12 protein-coding genes, 2 tRNA genes, 1 rRNA gene and 1 pseudogene are annotated in these 17,335 nt (G+C 61.3%); 6 read left to right on the top strand and 10 right to left on the bottom strand.

The genetic code is table 11. The annotated features are described in order from the left end of the window. Positions 1 to 166: 166 nt before the first annotated feature. Complete coding sequence (locus BI344_RS16745; RefSeq protein ID WP_071114002.1) at positions 167 to 784, top strand: LbetaH domain-containing protein; 618 nt, start codon at positions 167 to 169, stop codon at positions 782 to 784. A gap of 55 nt (positions 785 to 839) precedes the next feature. Here BI344_RS16745 and BI344_RS16740 read toward each other — a convergent pair whose 3' ends face one another. The 10 genes from BI344_RS16740 to BI344_RS16700 all read right to left on the bottom strand — a co-directional run bounded on the left by BI344_RS16740 (position 840) and on the right by BI344_RS16700 (position 12,604). Further along, a complete protein-coding gene (locus tag BI344_RS16740) occupies positions 840 to 2,465 on the bottom strand; it encodes a flavin monoamine oxidase family protein (protein WP_071114001.1) in 1,626 nt (541 codons plus the stop codon). A gap of 30 nt (positions 2,466 to 2,495) precedes the next feature. Beyond that, complete coding sequence (locus BI344_RS16735) at positions 2,496 to 4,409, bottom strand: thiamine pyrophosphate-binding protein (RefSeq protein ID WP_071114000.1); 1,914 nt, start codon at positions 4,407 to 4,409, stop codon at positions 2,496 to 2,498. Positions 4,410 to 4,747: 338 nt separating this feature from the next. Beyond that, complete coding sequence (locus BI344_RS25465) at positions 4,748 to 5,782, bottom strand: HAD-IC family P-type ATPase (protein ID WP_241499389.1); 1,035 nt, start codon at positions 5,780 to 5,782, stop codon at positions 4,748 to 4,750. Positions 5,783 to 5,793: 11 nt separating this feature from the next. Then, complete coding sequence (gene mgtA / locus BI344_RS25460) at positions 5,794 to 7,488, bottom strand: magnesium-translocating P-type ATPase (protein ID WP_241499388.1); 1,695 nt, start codon at positions 7,486 to 7,488, stop codon at positions 5,794 to 5,796. 212 nt (positions 7,489 to 7,700) lie between these two features. Next, a complete protein-coding gene (locus BI344_RS16725; RefSeq protein ID WP_071113999.1) occupies positions 7,701 to 8,045 on the bottom strand; it encodes a hypothetical protein in 345 nt (114 codons plus the stop codon). Between the two features lie 260 nt (positions 8,046 to 8,305). Beyond that, a complete protein-coding gene (locus tag BI344_RS16720; protein WP_071113998.1) occupies positions 8,306 to 8,683 on the bottom strand; it encodes a hypothetical protein in 378 nt (125 codons plus the stop codon). An 849-nt stretch (positions 8,684 to 9,532) separates the two neighbouring features. After that, on the bottom strand, positions 9,533 to 10,480 hold the full coding sequence (gene lipA, locus BI344_RS16715; RefSeq protein ID WP_071113997.1) for a lipoyl synthase: 948 nt from the start codon (positions 10,478 to 10,480) through the stop codon (positions 9,533 to 9,535). Continuing rightward, positions 10,477 to 11,100, bottom strand: a complete 624-nt coding sequence (gene lipB / locus BI344_RS16710; RefSeq protein ID WP_071113996.1) for a lipoyl(octanoyl) transferase LipB — start codon at positions 11,098 to 11,100, stop codon at positions 10,477 to 10,479. The genes lipA and lipB overlap by 4 nt, the downstream gene beginning before the upstream one ends. A 13-nt stretch (positions 11,101 to 11,113) precedes the next feature. After that, positions 11,114 to 11,383 carry a YbeD family protein gene (locus BI344_RS16705; RefSeq protein ID WP_071113995.1) on the bottom strand — a complete coding sequence of 90 codons (270 nt, stop codon included), beginning with the start codon at positions 11,381 to 11,383 and terminating at the stop codon, positions 11,114 to 11,116. Between the two features lie 75 nt (positions 11,384 to 11,458). Next, positions 11,459 to 12,604 carry a D-alanyl-D-alanine carboxypeptidase family protein gene (locus tag BI344_RS16700; RefSeq protein ID WP_071113994.1) on the bottom strand — a complete coding sequence of 382 codons (1,146 nt, stop codon included), beginning with the start codon at positions 12,602 to 12,604 and terminating at the stop codon, positions 11,459 to 11,461. Positions 12,605 to 12,803: 199 nt separating this feature from the next. Here BI344_RS16700 and ilvA point away from each other — a divergent pair, with 199 nt between their 5' ends. The 5 genes and pseudogenes from ilvA (at position 12,804) to BI344_RS16675 (ending at position 17,242) form a co-directional block, all read left to right on the top strand. After that, positions 12,804 to 14,333, top strand: coding sequence for a threonine ammonia-lyase, biosynthetic (ilvA, locus tag BI344_RS16695; protein ID WP_071113993.1), 1,530 nt, complete (start codon positions 12,804 to 12,806; stop codon positions 14,331 to 14,333). 42 nt (positions 14,334 to 14,375) lie between these two features. After that, positions 14,376 to 15,011, top strand: a pseudogene (locus BI344_RS16690) (HAD family hydrolase); the annotation flags it as partial. Positions 15,012 to 15,460: 449 nt separating this feature from the next. Beyond that, positions 15,461 to 16,996, top strand: a 16S ribosomal RNA gene (locus BI344_RS16685). A gap of 90 nt (positions 16,997 to 17,086) precedes the next feature. Beyond that, positions 17,087 to 17,163: transfer RNA gene (locus BI344_RS16680), tRNA-Ile, on the top strand. A gap of 3 nt (positions 17,164 to 17,166) precedes the next feature. Beyond that, positions 17,167 to 17,242, top strand: a tRNA-Ala gene (locus BI344_RS16675). The last annotated feature ends 93 nt before the right edge of the window (positions 17,243 to 17,335 follow it).

Below are 17,335 nucleotides of genomic sequence, written 5' to 3'. Positions count from 1 at the left end.
CCGGAAACGGTATGCAGAATGGCTGCCTGCCGATGGGCTGACATCGGCTTAGGCAACAAAACCGCCGCTCTCCGCAAGGAGGCGGCGGTTTTGTTTTATATCCGGCCGGCTTGCCCGCCGGCGCGCGATGGCATTAACACAGGGTTTTTCATCAGGAGAGTGGCCGATGTCCGAATTTCAGCGCTTGTTTCAAGCAATGGCTGCGGATCTGCCGTGGCCGGCGGCCGAATGCGAACCATGGCAATGGCTGCAACAGTTGCCGCGGCGTTTATCGCAATGCCTTGACCGCTTGCCTGCCGACGAATGGCGCGTGGAGGGCGAGGCGGCCATCCACCGCAGCGCGCAGCTGGACCCCGGCGTGGTTCTCAAGGGGCCCGCGTGGATAGGACCGAACTGCCGTATTGCCGCTCACGCCTATCTGCGCGGCGGAGTGGTTTTGTGCCGGGGGGCGGCGGTGGGGCCCGGCTGCGAGATCAAGACCTCGATCATCGGACCCGGCAGCCGGCTGGCCCATTTCAACTTCGTCGGCGATTCGGTGCTGGGACGGGATGTGAATCTGGAGGCCGGCGCCATTCTGGCCAACCACTGGAATGAGCGCACCGACAAGGCCATCCGGCTGCATTTTGCCGGCCGGACCGTTGAGCCGGGCCTGGAAAAGCTGGGCGCGTTGCTGGGAGACCATGTGCGGGTGGGCGCCAACGCCGTGCTGTCGCCGGGCACGGTGCTGGCCCCGCGCGCGGTGGTGGCGCGATTGGCTCTGGTAGAGCAGGATGGCGCCGGCTGAATGAAAACCGCCCCTGCGCGGTAACCCAGGGGCGGCAAGATGGCGCTGGCGCGGCCTAGTGAGGAAGTGGCGCCACGCCGAACTTGGCCAGCAGATAGCCGGCGGTCTGCAACGCGCCTTCCACCCAGCCTTGGGCGTCGGAGTAAGCTTCGCCGCAGATGAACAGCGGCAAATCGGTCGGCTGCACGATGCGGTGCTTCACCTCCCAGCTTTTTACGCCTATGTTCCAGCTGTTCCAGCCGCCGCCGTAGGGATCATCGCCCCAGTCGCGGTAGGCGGCGTTGCGCACTTTGGGGGTGTAGGACAGGCTGTGCATCAGGGTGAGCTGTCGGGTGACCTCCTCGGTCATCATCCGCGGCGCTTTGTACTGGTGCCAGGTCAACTCGTTGCGTTGCACATTGTCGTCTTCGCCGATGAAGGGGTCCGCCAGCGGCGCCGCATCCAGTCCAGGCGCGCGCGGCTGGCGGCGCCTGGCGCGCAAGCCGTCCCAGAAGCCGGTGTTGTCGCCGTCGTCGTAGCTGGCCAGCAGCATGGCGTGGCCCTGGGTGGCGGCCTCGCCGTTGCTTTGGGGCCAGTAATAGGTCTGGCGCACCGGCAGATCGGTCACCGAACGGCCGGCCTGCACCGGCACGTAGACCGCTTGATCTTTGCCATCCTTGTCCGTGACCGTAATGGTGATGCCAGTGTTGCGCCACCATGGGCTGTTGTAGGTGGTGAACAGCTTGAACAGCGGCCGTGGCGTGACGGTGCCGATCAACGGCTGGATTTCCTGCAGCACCGGGCTGGTGGCCGCCAGGATTTCCAGCGCGCGGCGTGGCATCGCCAGGATCAGCGACTTGGCGGCGATGGTCCGGCCCTGAGACTGAAATTCAAAGCCGCCGGCCTTGCTGACGATATTGGACACATTGGACTCCAGCCGCACTTCGCCGCCCAGCTGCTGGAAAAACTGCGCCAGGGTCAACGGTACCTGCTGGAAGCCGTTGCTGAAACCTTTGTATACCGGGCTGACGCCGAAGTCGGAAAGATACCAGGGGATGGCGTCGGCGGCGTTCCAATTGCACATCGTGGAGTCGTAGCCGCCGACATCCTCGGCGTACTGATAGGCCTCGCCGGTGATGACCCGCAGCAGCACGTTCCAGAAGCCCTGCTTGTACAGCGGCACGCCGCCGAACTCGGCCTGCTGCGCCATTTCGCGCCGTTCTTCCTCGCTGAGGTTGGAATTGGTGATGCCGGGCACGATCTGCTCGATCGCGTTGACGATTACGCTGCCGGCGCTCTGGCCCTGATCGAGAAAGTTCAGCTGGTAGGGCACTTTGTCCGGATTGGCGGTGAAGTCGGCCAGGCGCAAGTAGACGCCGCGCAGATAGGCGATGTTCTGCGGTTCGTCCACCGGGAAGTCGTATAGCTCGATTTGCTGGTCCTTGGGCAGTTCCTGGTTCAGTTCCGCGATCAGGTCGGTGATCAGCGGCTGCACCGCCGGCAGGATGCGCATGCCGCCCAGCTCCGCCACCATGTCGGGGATGTCCGGCGGGCGCACTGACAGCAGCCGGCCGCCGATGTGGTTGCTGGCCTCGAAGACGGCGATCTTGTCGTTGGGCTTTTCCTGTTTCAGGCGCCAGGCGCAGTAGACGCCGGATACGCCGCCGCCGATGATGGCGATGTCAAGGTTTTCGTCAGCCATGGTGCATTCCTCTACTGGAGATTGGAAGGGTTAGAAGATCACCGGCACGTTGCCGGGTTGGCCCGGGCCGTTGCTCAGCAGCCCGGTTTCCGGACGGAAGTGGAAGCAGTCCAGCGGCGGCTGCTTCTCGTAGCGGGCGTTGGATGCCTGCAGGTCGGGGGTGGGCTGGTCCAGTCCTACGGTATGCATGTCCAGCACATAGGCCTGGCCGCTCAACACGTGGTCGATGCCGCGCCGCACCGCCGCGCGTACGTCTTCCGGATGGCGAACGATCTCTCCCTCCATGCCGCCGAAGGATTTGGCCAGGGTGACGAAGTCCGGCTTGGGGCGGTGGATGCGCAGGTACTCCGGGTCTTGTGTCTTGGCGGTCCATTCGTAGCCTTCCGCCTCGCCGTACATGCTTTCCACCTGGGTCAAGCCCATTTGCAGCGTGTGGTATTCGTGGTTGTTGGTGATGATGTAGAGCACGCCCAGCTTGCGGTGTTGCGCGGTCCACCAGGTTTGCGGGTAGAACAGCGAGGAGCCGTCTCCGGTGGCGGCCACCACGAAGCGGGTGTCTATGCTCTGGCAGCCGTCCTGTTCCAGCTTGATGCCCAGCGTGGCTGGCATCGACCAGCCCAGCGAGCCGCCGCCGACGCAGTAGTAGCTGATCGGCGCCGCCGCCTGGTCAGTGAACGGCAGCAGGTACTGGAACGGCGCCGGGTCGGATACCGCCTCATGCACATAGACGAACTGCTTTTCCAGCTTGCGCTCGGCTATCTCCTTGCGCAGCGCGTCGGCGATCACCACCGCCCAGATTTCGTTCTGATGCGTCGCTTCGCGCAGATAGACTTCCCAGTCGGCGGCGCGCTTGGCGGCGAACTCCTTCAGCTTCTGGTTGCGCGCGGCGGCGGCGGGAGAGGGCTGATTGCCTATCAGCTGGTTGATCAAGGGCAAGGTGGCCTTCAGGTCGCCGAACAGCGCCGCCTCGCCGTAGTAGTTCTTGCCTATGTCCCAAGTGTTGTTGCTGAGGTAGACCTGGGTGACGTGCGGCGGGATCAGCGGGCCGTCGCTGTACTTGTAGACGGTGATCTGCGCCTGGTTGCTGAAGCCGCACAGGAACGCCACGTCATGGTCCTTGAACACCTGCTGCACCCCGGACTGGCTGCCGGGTAGTTCGCCTTGCCAGTGGTAGTCGTTGTTGGGGAAGTTGGCCAGGCTGCTGAAGGTTTGTTGCAGCACCGGCGCGCCCAGCAGTTCCGCCATCTGCTGCAGTTCCGGCCAGGCCTGCGCGTAGCCGGCCGCGTCGCCGGCGACGATGATGGGATTCTTCGCCTCGCGCAGCAGTTTGGCGGCCTGTTCTATTGCCTGCCGGTCGGCGGTGAAGTGGGGAGAAATCTGGGTCACGCCCTTGATGCGGTCGTCGTCGCCGATGCGGCGCATGGTGAATTCCCATGGAATGGCGACGAATACCGGCCCATTTGGCGGTGCCATCGCTTCCTTGAAGGCGCGCTGCAGCACCATGGGAAATTCCTGCTCGGTGCGGACTTCGTGCGCCCATTTGGTGTACTGGCGTGCCAGGTCCACCAGATTGGACGCCAGCAACGGCTCCTGGGTGACCAGTTCATTCTGCTGTTGGCAGCACAGGATCACCAGCGGCGCCTGAGAACGCCAGGCGTTGAACAGATTGCCGATGCTGTGGGCGATGCCGGGGGTGACGTGCACCACCAGCACGCCGGGCTTGCCCGTCATCCGCGCCGAACCCATGGCGGCGCCGATGGCGATGTTTTCATGCAGACATTCGATGTACTCCACTCGATTTTCCGGGTAGGAAGTGCCATCGATGATGGGAATCTCGTTGGTGCCCGGCACGCCGAAAATCCGGTGTATGCCCAACTGGCTCAGGATATCGAACACATAGTCCCGGGCCCAGCGCTTCTGCCCGCTTGGCGCATCCATGCTCATGTTTTTCCTCCCACGTGAAAGTGCGAACCGATACGTGAGTGGTAATGCAGCAGGGGGCGGATTGAAACGAACGGAGTCTTGTCGGATAAATGCCAACAACGACGGTTTTAGTGTTGGTGTTTACTTTAGGTTGATGATTTTTAATGAAGTTTTTGATTTCAGGGCAAGTGGGGTAAGTGTGAATACGACCAGGTATTAAGGACAGTATCAACGTTTTTGATCGACTGACATTGTTGATATTGCGGCTTGCTGAACTAAAGGCGGGCTGGCGAAACGCAAAGAAACCGGCCTGCCGGCCGGCCCCTGTTTCAGGTGGAAAAGATCAGCGCGTCAGCGGCTTAGAACCACTGACCGTAGCGCTTGATGTAGATGGTTTTTACGGTCTGCGTCAGCGCCAGGTAGCCGGCCATGGTCAGCAGCAGCCACCAGAAGTAGCTGGTGTCCAGCTGGATAAAACCCAGCGAGGAGGCGAGCGGCGAATATGGCAGGTAGCAGGCGATGGCGATGGCCACGCTGGTGGACAGCAGTATCGGCAAGGACGCAGTGCTTTGCAGGAAGGGGATCTTGCGGGTGCGCAACATGTGCACCACCAGCGTCTGCGACACCAGGCCCTCGATGAACCAGCCGGAGTTCATGATCAACTGGCCGCCGTCGCCGCCGTGCAGATGGTAGGCCGCGCCGGCTCCGAACACCGTCCACAACAGGATGTAGGTGGTGATGTCGAACACCGAGGATGTCGGTCCCAGCCACAGCATGAAGCGCTTGATGTTGCCGGCTTCCCACTTGCGCGGCTTTTTCAGGAAGTCCGGGTCCATCTTGTCCCAGGGCAGGAACATCTGCGACAGGTCGTACACCAGGTTCTGCAGCAGCAGCTGCATCGCCAGCATCGGCTCCCACGGCAGCCAGGCCGAGGCCACCAGTACCGAGAACACATTGCCGAAGTTGGAGCTGGCGGTCATGTTCAGGTACTTGAGGATGTTACCGAAGGTCTCGCGGCCGGTGATCACGCCTTCTTCCAGCACCATCAGGCTCTTTTCCAAAAGGATGATGTCTGCTGTTTCCTTGGCGATGTCGGCGCCGCTGTCCACCGAGATGCCGACGTCGGCGTCGCGCAGCGCCGGCGCGTCGTTGATGCCGTCGCCCAGGAAGCCGACGGTGTGGCCGTTGGCCTGCAGGGCTTTCACCACCCGCGACTTCTGCAGCGGCGTGAGCTTGGCGAAAATGGTGGTGTGCTTGACCGCGGTGCATAGCGCCACGTCGTCCATCGCCTCGATTTCCTTGCCCACCAGCGGCAGACCGGGGCTGAGGCCGACGTCGCGGCATACCTTAGCGGTGACGATGGGGTTGTCGCCGGTCAGCACCTTCACCGCCACGCCGTATTCCTTCAGCGCGCGGATGGCTGGAGCGGCAGAGTCCTTGGCGGATCGAAGAAGGTGAGGAAGCCGCGCACCACCAGGCCGGCCTCGTCGGAGGTCTTGTAGCTGCGCTTCTGTTCGGCGGCGGGAATGTCGCGGGTGGCCACTACCAGCACGCGGTAGCCCTCGGCATTGTATTCCTGGCTGCGCCGCAGCAGGTTGGCGCGCTCTGCCTGATCCAGCGGCTTGACGACGTCGCCGTCTTGCACGTGGCTGCAGACGGCCAGCATTTCCTCCACGGCGCCCTTGGATACCATCAGTTGCTGTCCGCCATCTTCCACTATCACCGACAGGCGGCGGCGCTCGAAGTCGAACGGCAGCTCGTCCACCTTGGCGTATTGCTGCAGCTTGACGCGTTCGCCCAGTTCGTTGGCGTGCTCCACCACGGCGATATCCATCAGGTTTTTCATGCCGCTCTGGTGGAAGCTGTTGAGCCAGGCCAGTTGCAGGATGGTTTCGTCCTTCAGGCCATGGATGTTGTAATGGTGCTCCAGGATGATCTTGTCCTGGGTCAGGGTGCCGGTCTTGTCGGTGCACAGCACGTCCATTGCGCCGAAGTTCTGCACCGAGTTCAGCCGCTTCACCACTACCTTGCGCCGCGCCATCGCCACCGCGCCCTTGGCCAAGTTTGCCGAGACTATCATCGGCAGCATTTCCGGCGTCAGTCCCACCGCCACCGCCAGCGCGAATGTCAGCGCCGACATCCAGTCGCCTTTTGTGACGCCGTTGATCATGAACACGATGGGCACCATCACCAGCATGAAGCGGATCAGCAGCCAGGACACGCTGTTGACGCCCTTGTCGAAGCTGGTTTCGATGCGCTTGCGGCTGACCACGTTGCGCGCCAGCGAGCCGAAGTAGGTATCGGTGCCGGTGGCCACCACCAGCGCGCGGGCGGTGCCGGACACCACGTTGGTGCCCATGAAGCAGGCATTGGGCAGATCCAGCAGATCGCTTGCGCCGTCCGCATCCTGATCGGCGGATTTGGCGGCCACCGCGCCCAGGGTGTCGTATTTCTCCACCGGCAGCGCCTCGCCGGTGAGCACCGCCTGGCTGATGAACAGGTCGCGCGATTCCAGCAGGCGGATGTCGGCCGGGATCATGTCGCCGGCTTGCAGGTGGATGATGTCGCCCACCACCAGCTCGGCCATCGGCACCTCCATGCGCACCGGCGTATTGGGGGCGGAGGGCCGGCGCTGCACGGTGGCGGTATTGCGTACCAGAGACTTGAGTTTTTCCGCCGCCTTGGCCGAACGGAACTCCTGCCAGAAACGCAGCAGGCCGCTGATGGAGATCATTGTGGCCAGAATGATGACCTTGGTCCAGTCCTGGTCTTCGGGCGGCGCCATCGCGATGTCCATCACGTAGCTGATGACGCCCAGCACGATCAGCACCATCACGAAGGGATTCTTGAACGCCTGGAACAGCTGGATCAGCGGGTGCGGCGGCTTGTCGTGCGCCACTTCGTTGGGGCCGTCCTGCTGCAGGCGGTGCGCGGCTTCCATCGCGGAGAGGCCATCAGGCTGGCTGCGCAGCCGCTTGAAGGTCTCTTCCAGCGGCAGTTGCGCCTCGTTGGCCAGGCGGAAGGCGGTTTTGCCTTCATGCTTGCCCGGGGTGGCGATGAAGCCGCGGTTTTTGCTGCGTTGGGTATTGTGTTTGGTCATGGGTATCTCCAGGCGCTGACAACGGGCGTGACCATCCCTGCCGTGAGGCATCAGCGCCGACAATGTGTCGACTCGGAATCGAGAGAACATTGCCGCCCGTTGGGGTGCTCTATGCGAACGCCCCAGCGGATGGCATCTCAATCAGCGGGTTGCGTGTTTATGGCATGCCTTCTCCTGTGGACAATGATGGCGCCGCGGCTGGGCGGCTGAGCTTAGACGCTGGCGGGGCGTTGCAAGCCGCTTGGCGGCAGCGACAGGCAATCCAGCTTGACCCGGGTCAGCGGCATGGTGGCCAGCCGCTGGGCGATGCCTTGCAGGAAGTGCATACAGGCTTCCGAGCCGCAACGGAAGTCGGCGCAGATCAGCCAGGGCGTCAGCGTGTTGCGGCTTTCGCGGGCCGCCGGTTGCGGTTGCTCCTGCCACTGCTGGATGCGCAGGCCGTGCTTTTGCGCCAGGGTGCGGATTTCCCGCCGGGCAGTGCCCAGCGACATCGACGGGCAGATGATGGACAGTTGATAGAGTTGCGGATTGCGAGGGTTGGCGAATGGGTTTTGCATCGTAAGCTCCGGTGGGGTGGCGCGTGTGGTTTCACATGGCGACAGGCAGGCTTTTCCTATGGCGTGCCGGGGCCAGGGAAGGCGTGATGGAGGGCGCCGCGGCGGCACCGTCCAACGCTTACGGGAAGGGGAGGGTCAGTGCGATGCCGGTGGCGAAGGCCTTGCTGTCAGCGGTTCGGGTTCTTCGGGCATGGCTTGGGCCTTATATTGCGCGATGGGCTGCCGGCGGCGCATTGCCGCCGGCATGGACAAAGTTGGGTTCAGGCGGCGATGCGGGGGCGGCTGCTGAACAGGGAGCGATGATGCGACGGCGCGCTATGCAGGCGGCGTCCCCAGTGCACGCGGTGGATCTCCGGCAGCTGGCTCAGGCGCAGCGCCATCTCGTCCAGTTCCTGGCGTCGCATCAGCGGGCAGTTGAGCACCACCGACAGCTTGCACTGGTTTTCATGGCTGTCCGGGCCGATGGTGACTTGCGAGGCGCGCAGACCCAGATCGTGCATTTCCCAGAACAGTCGTTTGCGCAGGGTGGTGATGACGGTTTTATCGCAAACGATATTCAGGCGGAAGTCGGCCGCTTGTGCGGACTTGTTATTGCGGGTAAAGAATTTCAGCAGCTGGAACAGTTTCAGGGCTTGCATATTGAATCCCCCATTTGATTGCAACAGGTAATAGCCATCCCTTTCCGGTTTGAATAACCGTATGCGGGGATGTGGTCCGATATTGAATAGGCGGAGTATGGCGCGGCTGCTGAACCGGCTATTGCCGCCATATTGCGGAATCAGCCGGACACGCAGGTACGCAGCGCATACGTTCGCGGTTCTGGTTCTTCCGGCATGGAATCTCCTTTGGCGTACGCAGCTAGCGCAAACAATTCGGTCGGGTACTGAGTCGGTCTGATGCTTGGGGGTGTGGTTGCAATCCGTCTGCCACAATGACGCGCGGCGCATGCAAAAACACGGCTACTGCACGGCGCTATCAAGATGGAACTGTGTGGATTGCGTTTAGTGCGCAGCCCGGTCCGGGCTGGTGCAGACGCCACATCCTGGCTTTGCAGGATATGGCAGATGGAAGGAGTTCGGTCTGCTTAAATCCTGCAAGGCGATACTGCGATCGAAGATCGACTGGAACCGTCGTTGTCCACGGTTTGCCTTTGCAAAATTAATAACAATCCGACTATAAGCGAAACTGCCTATTAAATCAAACTCTATTGGTTTTCTAGGTGTAAATCGTGGCAAACATGCCATTCTCAGATCGAAACCCAATGGCCGCTGGCGGAATGGGATTGATTATTGAGTTTTCCAGTATCCCATTTCGCATGCGATGGACGAGCGATCTTGCGGGGGCGGGCGGCTGTTTCGTGTTGCCTATGGTTTTAGGGCGCATGACGGTGCCGCGGATTCTGTCTGCCAATTGGCAGGGGGCGCTCTGGATGTAAAAACGGCATCCTCGCTTGGCGGGGATGCCGTTCTGGCCTGTCGTCGTGTTGCTTACACGCCCGCCTCATGCGCCTGTATGTCGGCGTGGTAGCTGGAGCGCACCATGGCGCCTACCGCGGCGTGGACAAAGCCCATTTCATAGGCTTTTTCCTCGAACATCTTGAACACGTCCGGATGCACGTAGCGCAGCACCGGCAGGTGGCCGTCGGATGGTTGCAGGTACTGGCCGATGGTCAGCATGTCCACATTGTGCGCGCGCAGGTCGCGCATCACTTCCAGGATCTCCTCGTCGGTCTCGCCCAGGCCCACCATCAGGCCGGACTTGGTGCGGACGTCAGGGTTCTTGGCCTTGTAGTCTTTCAGCAGCTGCAGCGAGTGCGCGTAGTCGGCGCCCGGGCGGGCCTGCTTGTAGAGGCGCGGCACGGTTTCCAGGTTGTGGTTCATCACATCCGGCGCGGTGCCGCTGAGGATGTCGATGGCGATGTTCAGGCGGCCGCGGAAGTCTGGAACCAGGGTTTCGATCTGGGTACCGGGCGAGGCTTCGCGCACCGCGTTGATGCAGTCGGCGAAGTGCTGGGCTCCGCCGTCGCGCAGGTCGTCGCGGTCGACCGAAGTTACCACCACGTACTTCAGGCGCATGGCGGCCACGCTGTCGGCCAGGTGCTTGGGCTCGTTCGCATCCAGCGGGTTGGGGCGGCCGTGGCCGACGTCGCAGAACGGGCAGCGGCGGGTGCAAATGTCGCCCATGATCATGAAGGTGGCGGTGCCCTTGCTGAAGCATTCGCCGATATTGGGGCAGGATGCTTCCTCGCAGACGGTGTGCAGCTTCTGCTCGCGCAGAATCTGCTTGATTTCATGGAAGCGCTGGCTGTTTGGCAGCTTGGCGCGGATCCATTCCGGTTTTCTCAGCTTTTCGTCCAGCGGGACGATCTTGATCGGGATGCGGGCGGTCTTGGCTGCGCCCTTGTGCTTCACCCCGGCCTGGTTATCCGGCTTCATGCTGTCTCCTTGCTTGTGCTCAGGTGGCGTTCCAGGTGCGGCAGCAGCTTGTCGGCGGCTTCGGCGACCGTGAGGTTCACGCCCAGATTCTTCAATTGTGTCACCTTGAGGTTGGCGTAGCCGCAAGGGTTGATCCAGCCAAACGGGGCCAGGTCCATGTCAACATTCAGGCTCAGGCCGTGGTAAGTGGCGCCGTTCTTGATGCGCAGGCCGAGCGAGGCGATCTTGGCGCCATCCACGTACACGCCGGGGGCGTCGACATCGCCATTGGCGGCGATGCCCTGCTCGGCCAGCATGTCTATGATGGCCTGTTCGATGTTGCGCACCAGCTCGCGCACGCCGACATGCATGCGCTTGAAGTCCACCAGCAGGTAGACCACCAGCTGGCCGGGGCCGTGGTAGGTGATCTGGCCGCCGCGGTCGGTTTTCACCACCGGCACGTCGTTCTGCTGCAGCAGGTGTTCCGGCTTGCCGGCCAGGCCCTGGGTGAATACCGGCGGGTGTTCCACCACCCACAGCTCATCCCGGGTGTCGGCGTTGCGCTGGTCGGTGAGTTCCTGCATGGCGCGCCAGGTCGGCTCGTAGTCGACCAAGCCCAAATGTTTGATGATGCGTTGCACCTGAGCTCCCTAGTCAGAGGACCATCTTCACCATAGGGTGGCCGGTCAGCGACAGGTAGATGTTGTCCAGTTGCTGGCGCGAGGTCGCGGTGACGGTGATGGTCAGCGCATAGAAGCGGCCGCCGGAGCTTTCGCGCAGCACCACGTCCACCTCGGCGAGGTCGGGAGCGTGGATGCGCACCACTTCGGTGATGGTGGCGACGAATTCGTCGTGCCGCTCGCCCATGATCTTGAGCGGGAAGCGACAGGGGAACTCCATCAATTCCTGTTTTTCATCAGACATGTCAGATCTACTCTTGCCAATTGCGAAACCGGCGAGCCGCGGCGACGCCTGGGCCCGCCCTTGCTGCGAATGCCTTTATTTCCAGCCCAGCATCAGCTTGAGGCTGTCCCACAAGCGGCTGAAGAAGTTGCCTTCCTCCACCGCCTTCAATGCTACCACCGGACGCTCCAGCAGCGGCTTGCCATCCAGCGACACCGTCAGCTTGCCCACCACCTGGCCGGCCTTGATCGGGGCGATCAGGGGCTGCATGGTGGTGAGGTCGGCTTTCAGCTTGGCCGCCTGGCCTTTGGCCACGGTGGAGTAGACATCGCTGCCGAACCCCACCGGCACCAGTTTGTCGCTGCCTTTATACACGGATACGTCGGACACCCGGGTGTTCGCTGCATAAAGTTTGGGCGTATCGAAAAACTGCAAGCCGTAATTGAGCAGCTTGGAGCTTTCCACCGCGCGCGCCTCCGGGCTGGCGGTGCCGACCACCACGGAAATCACGCGGCGGCCGTCGCGGTGGCTCGACGTTACCATATTGTAACCAGCGCTGTCGGTGTAGCCGGTCTTCATTCCGTCAACATTGGGGTCGCGGTACAACAGCAGGTTGCGGTTGGGCTGCTTGATGTTGTTGTAGGTGAACGACTTCATCGAGTAGATCGGGTAGAACTCCGGGTAGTCGCGGATCAGCGCGGCGGCCAGGATGCCCAGGTCGTGCACCGTGGTGTAGTGGTCGGCGTGCGGCAGGCCGGTGGCGTTCTTGAACTGGGTGTTCTTCATGCCCAGCTTCTGCGCCTGTTGGGTCATCATCTGCGCGAACACGTCTTCGCTGCCGGCGATGGCTTCGGCCAGCGTCACGCAGGCGTCGTTGCCGGACTGCACGATCATGCCCTTGATCAGGTCGTCCACCTTGGCCGGGACTTTCGGATCCAGGAACATCCGCGAGCCTTCGGTCTTCCAGCCTCGCTGCGACACGGTCAGCGTCTGCTCCAGGCTCAGGCGTTTCTCCTTCAGCGCCTTGAAGGTCAGGTAGGCGGTCATCAGCTTGGTCAGCGAGGCCGGCTCGATGCGGGAGTCCGGGTCGCGCGCGGCCAGCACCTGGGCGCTGTTGTAGTCCAGCAGATAGTAGGCCTTGCCGGCGATTTCCGGCGCGGGCGGGGTGAATGCGGTATTGGCAAAACCAAGGGACGGCAGCGCCAGGGCGGCGACCACCAGGGCAGTGGTGAGTTTTTTCATTTTGGAGAGGACTTGCTAGGGGTCACAAACAGTAGCCGCTGATTATACACGCTGTGGCCACCACCGTTACCGGAAAAACCCGCTGACCGCCTGGATGTTGCAATGCAACGGCCGATGCGCGGCGGGCCTCCCGCTTGCTTGGAGTTCCTGATACTCTGACAGTTCAAATACAAGAAATTACAGGGACGAAGGCATCACTATGAGCGGCAAGCAAGACTATCTGGAACGCATCCTGACGTCACGGGTTTACGATGTGGCGGTGGAGACGCCGCTGGAGCGGGCGCCGAACCTGTCGCGCCGTTACGGCAACAATATCCTGCTCAAGCGCGAAGACCTGCAGCCGGTGTTTTCCTTCAAGCTGCGCGGCGCTTACAACAAGATGGCCAAGCTGAGCGCCGAGCAGCGGGCGAGGGGGGTGATTACCGCCAGCGCCGGCAATCATGCGCAGGGCGTCGCCCTGTCCGCCAGCAAGCTGGGCTGCGAGGCGGTGATCGTGATGCCGGTGACCACGCCGCAGATCAAGATCGACGCGGTGAAGCAGCGCGGCAGCCAGGTGGTGCTGTTCGGCGACTCCTTCAATGAGGCGTACCTGCACGCGGTGCAGCTGGCCGAGCAAAGCGGCAGGACCTATATCCCGCCCTTCGACGATCCGGATGTGATCGCCGGTCAGGGAACGGTGGGGATGGAAATCCTGCGCCAGCACCCGGACGGGCTGGATGCGGTGTTTGTCGCCATCGGCGGCGGCGGCCTGGCGGCCGGGGTGGCCAGCTTCATCAAGCGCCTGAAGCCGGAGATCAAGATCATCGGCGTGCAGCCGGTGGATTCCGACGCCATGCGCCAGTCCATCGAAAAAGGCGAGCGGGTGGAGTTGAAGGACGTGGGCCTGTTCGCCGACGGCGTGGCGGTGAAGCTGGTGGGTGAGGAAACATTCCGCATCTGCCGCGAGCTGCTGGACGAGATCATCCTGGTGGATTCCGATGCCATCTGCGCGGCGATCAAGGACATCTTCGAGGACACACGTTCCATCGTCGAGCCGGCGGGGGCCCTGGCGGTGGCCGGCGCCAAAGCCTATATAGAGCGCGAAGGCTGCCGCGAGCAGACGCTGGTGGCGATCTCCTGCGGCGCCAACATGAATTTCGACCGCCTGCGCCATGTGTCGGAGCGTTCCGAGCTGGGCGAGCGGCGTGAGGCCATCATCGCCGTCACCATTCCGGAGAAGCCGGGCAGCTTCAAGCGCTTCTGTTCGGTGATAGGCGGCCGCAACATCACCGAGTTCAACTACCGCTTCGCCGACCCCAGCGTCGCCCATGTGTTCGTCGGCGTGCAGATCAGCGGCCGCGAAGATGTGGAGCGCTTGTTGCAGGACCTGCGCGCGGCGGAGTTGGACGGCATGGATCTCACTGACAACGAGCTGGCCAAACTGCATATCCGCCATCTGGTGGGCGGCCATGCGCCGCAACTGAAGGACGAGCGGGTGCTGCGCTTCGAGTTTCCGGACCGGCCGGGCGCCTTGATGCGCTTCCTGGAGTCCATGCGCACCGACTGGAACATCAGCTTGTTTCATTACCGCAACCACGGCGCCGATTACGGCCGGGTGCTGGTCGGCATCCAGGTGCCGTCCGGCGACGCCCAGCCCTTCCAGCGGTTCTTGGATGTTCTGGGTTATCCGTGTGTGGAAGAGACCGGCAACCCGGCTTACCGTTTGTTTCTTGGCAAGACCATCCGTTGATGGTGGAATGGCGAACTATATATAACGTTTGAAGTTGAGATCATGATCAAGGCAGTGTTATTCGATCTGGACGGCACGCTGGCGGACACCGCCCGCGACCTGGGGGCTGCGCTCAACCGCCTGCTGGCGGAGGAGGGCTTGCCGCCGCAGCCGTACGAGGCGATCCGTCCACTGGCCAGCCATGGCGCGCGCGGACTGGTGAGGCTGGGCTTCGGCAAGGATATCGGCGCGGACAGGCTGGAGGCGCTCAGGTTGCGTTTTCTCGATCATTACGAAGCCAGCTTCGCCGACGAGACCTGCTTGTTCGAAGGCGTCAATACGCTGATCGATGCTTTGGATGGTCGTGGGCTGGTGTGGGGCATCATCACCAACAAGCCGATGCGCTTCACCGACCGGTTGGTGCCGGCTTTGCCATTTTCCAGCGCGCCGGCAGTGACGGTCAGCGGCGATACCGTGGGTGTGGCCAAGCCTGACCCGAGGCCGATGTTGCACGCCGCGCAGCAGATCGGCATCGCGCCGGAACATTGCATATATGTTGGCGATGCCGAGCGTGACATCATGGCTGGCCGCCGCGTGGGCATGAAGACAGTGCTGGCCAACTGGGGTTACATCTCGGACGAGGATCGCCCGGACGAGTGGGGGGCGGATGCCGATATCGACTACCCCTGCAACTGCTTGACCATATATAGGCATGGCCCTGGGGGAGAGCCGACGGGCCGGCGGCGACGCCGGCCTGTTTTTCATGGCGCGGGCGGCAAGGTTTTGCACCGGCGCGGGGTTGTTGTGGCCGGGTTGTAAAACACCCCGTCTTCATATCTTCTTTTTCATCAGTTGCTTGCGTGGTCTTGGAGGCTGATCGGCCCGCCGTTGCTCGCTTTTTTGCGAAAAGGTGTTGACGAGGATAGGGCGCGGCGGTATAGTTCGCCTCCTCAGCTGACGCAGCGAACGAAACAAGCCGAACGAAACAGGTTCCGGCGGTGTTCGAAGCGGCCGGCACTGCTCTTTAACAGAACGAATAACCGATAGGTGTAAGTGCTTGGCGAAAGCCAAAAACTTGCACTGCAAGAGACAAGAAATACTTGTTTTATTTCTTTGAACTTGCGTGCCAGAAAATTTGCTATGAGATTGAACTGAAGAGTTTGATCCTGGCTCAGATTGAACGCTGGCGGCATGCTTTACACATGCAAGTCGAACGGTAACAGGGAGCTTGCTCCGCTGACGAGTGGCGAACGGGTGAGTAACGCATCGGAATGTACCGTGTAATGGGGGATAGCTCGGCGAAAGCCGGATTAATACCGCATACGCCCTGAGGGGGAAAGTGGGGGACCGTAAGGCCTCACGTTATACGAGCAGCCGATGTCTGATTAGCTAGTTGGTGAGGTAAGAGCTCACCAAGGCGACGATCAGTAGCGGGTCTGAGAGGATGATCCGCCACACTGGGACTGAGACACGGCCCAGACTCCTACGGGAGGCAGCAGTGGGGAATTTTGGACAATGGGCGCAAGCCTGATCCAGCCATGCCGCGTGTCTGAAGAAGGCCTTCGGGTTGTAAAGGACTTTTGTTCGGGAGGAAATTCCGCTGGTTAATACCTGGCGGGGATGACAGTACCGGAAGAATAAGCACCGGCTAACTACGTGCCAGCAGCCGCGGTAATACGTAGGGTGCAAGCGTTAATCGGAATTACTGGGCGTAAAGCGTGCGCAGGCGGTTTTGCAAGTCTGATGTGAAAGCCCCGGGCTCAACCTGGGAACGGCATTGGAGACTGCAAGACTAGAGTGCGTCAGAGGGGGGTAGAATTCCGCGTGTAGCAGTGAAATGCGTAGAGATGCGGAGGAATACCGATGGCGAAGGCAGCCCCCTGGGATGACACTGACGCTCATGCACGAAAGCGTGGGGAGCAAACAGGATTAGATACCCTGGTAGTCCACGCCCTAAACGATGTCAATTAGCTGTTGGGGGTTTGAATCCTTGGTAGCGTAGCTAACGCGTGAAATTGACCGCCTGGGGAGTACGGCCGCAAGGTTAAAACTCAAAGGAATTGACGGGGACCCGCACAAGCGGTGGATGATGTGGATTAATTCGATGCAACGCGAAAAACCTTACCTGCTCTTGACATGTACGGAACTTGCCAGAGATGGCTTGGTGCCCGAAAGGGAGCCGTAACACAGGTGCTGCATGGCTGTCGTCAGCTCGTGTCGTGAGATGTTGGGTTAAGTCCCGCAACGAGCGCAACCCTTGTCATTAGTTGCCATCATTAAGTTGGGCACTCTAATGAGACTGCCGGTGACAAACCGGAGGAAGGTGGGGATGACGTCAAGTCCTCATGGCCCTTATGAGCAGGGCTTCACACGTCATACAATGGTCGGTACAGAGGGTCGCTAAGCCGCGAGGTGGTGCCAATCTCATAAAACCGATCGTAGTCCGGATCGCACTCTGCAACTCGAGTGCGTGAAGTCGGAATCGCTAGTAATCGCAGATCAGCATGCTGCGGTGAATACGTTCCCGGGTCTTGTACACACCGCCCGTCACACCATGGGAGTGAGTTTCACCAGAAGTGGGTAGGCTAACCGCAAGGAGGCCGCTTACCACGGTGGGATTCATGACTGGGGTGAAGTCGTAACAAGGTAGCCGTAGGGGAACCTGCGGCTGGATCACCTCCTTTCTAGAGAAGGCGATCGTCAAGTACTTACAGCCTATCGGTTATTCTGTTAAGGGCAGCCAGCTCCTTGTGGGGCTGGCGTAGAAGTTTACTGGGTTTGTAGCTCAGCTGGTTAGAGCACTGTGTTGATAACGCAGGGGTCGTAGGTTCGAGTCCTACCAGACCCACCAGTTGGGGGATTAGCTCAGTTGGGAGAGCACCTGCTTTGCAAGCAGGGGGTCGTCGGTTCGATCCCGTCATCCTCCACCACAACTCAAACACAAGCGAACTCGGAAGAGTTTGGTTCTGTTTGCGTTGTAATTTTAACGCCCGATCTTTAACAAACTGAAGAAGCCGAATATA

Origin of the sequence: Chromobacterium sphagni (assembly GCF_001855555.1) — a bacterium.
GTDB classification, from domain to species: Bacteria; Pseudomonadota; Gammaproteobacteria; order Burkholderiales; family Chromobacteriaceae; genus Chromobacterium; species Chromobacterium sphagni.
This window is presented reverse-complemented; position numbering and strand designations above follow the sequence as displayed.

What these genes read in the sequence shown, in the direction of transcription:
- BI344_RS16745 (WP_071114002.1), top strand. Translation starts at nt 167, where the DNA reads ATGTCCGAATTTCAGCGCTTGTTTCAAGCAATGGCTGCGGATCTGCCG.
- BI344_RS16740 (WP_071114001.1), bottom strand. Translation starts at nt 2,465, where the DNA reads ATGGCTGACGAAAACCTTGACATCGCCATCATCGGCGGCGGCGTATCC.
- BI344_RS16735 (WP_071114000.1), bottom strand. Translation starts at nt 4,409, where the DNA reads ATGAGCATGGATGCGCCAAGCGGGCAGAAGCGCTGGGCCCGGGACTAT.
- mgtA (WP_241499388.1), bottom strand. Translation starts at nt 7,488, where the DNA reads ATGACCAAACACAATACCCAACGCAGCAAAAACCGCGGCTTCATCGCC.
- BI344_RS16725 (WP_071113999.1), bottom strand. Translation starts at nt 8,045, where the DNA reads ATGCAAAACCCATTCGCCAACCCTCGCAATCCGCAACTCTATCAACTG.
- BI344_RS16720 (WP_071113998.1), bottom strand. Translation starts at nt 8,683, where the DNA reads ATGCAAGCCCTGAAACTGTTCCAGCTGCTGAAATTCTTTACCCGCAAT.
- lipA (WP_071113997.1), bottom strand. Translation starts at nt 10,480, where the DNA reads ATGAAGCCGGATAACCAGGCCGGGGTGAAGCACAAGGGCGCAGCCAAG.
- BI344_RS16705 (WP_071113995.1), bottom strand. Translation starts at nt 11,383, where the DNA reads ATGTCTGATGAAAAACAGGAATTGATGGAGTTCCCCTGTCGCTTCCCG.
- BI344_RS16700 (WP_071113994.1), bottom strand. Translation starts at nt 12,604, where the DNA reads ATGAAAAAACTCACCACTGCCCTGGTGGTCGCCGCCCTGGCGCTGCCG.
- ilvA (WP_071113993.1), top strand. Translation starts at nt 12,804, where the DNA reads ATGAGCGGCAAGCAAGACTATCTGGAACGCATCCTGACGTCACGGGTT.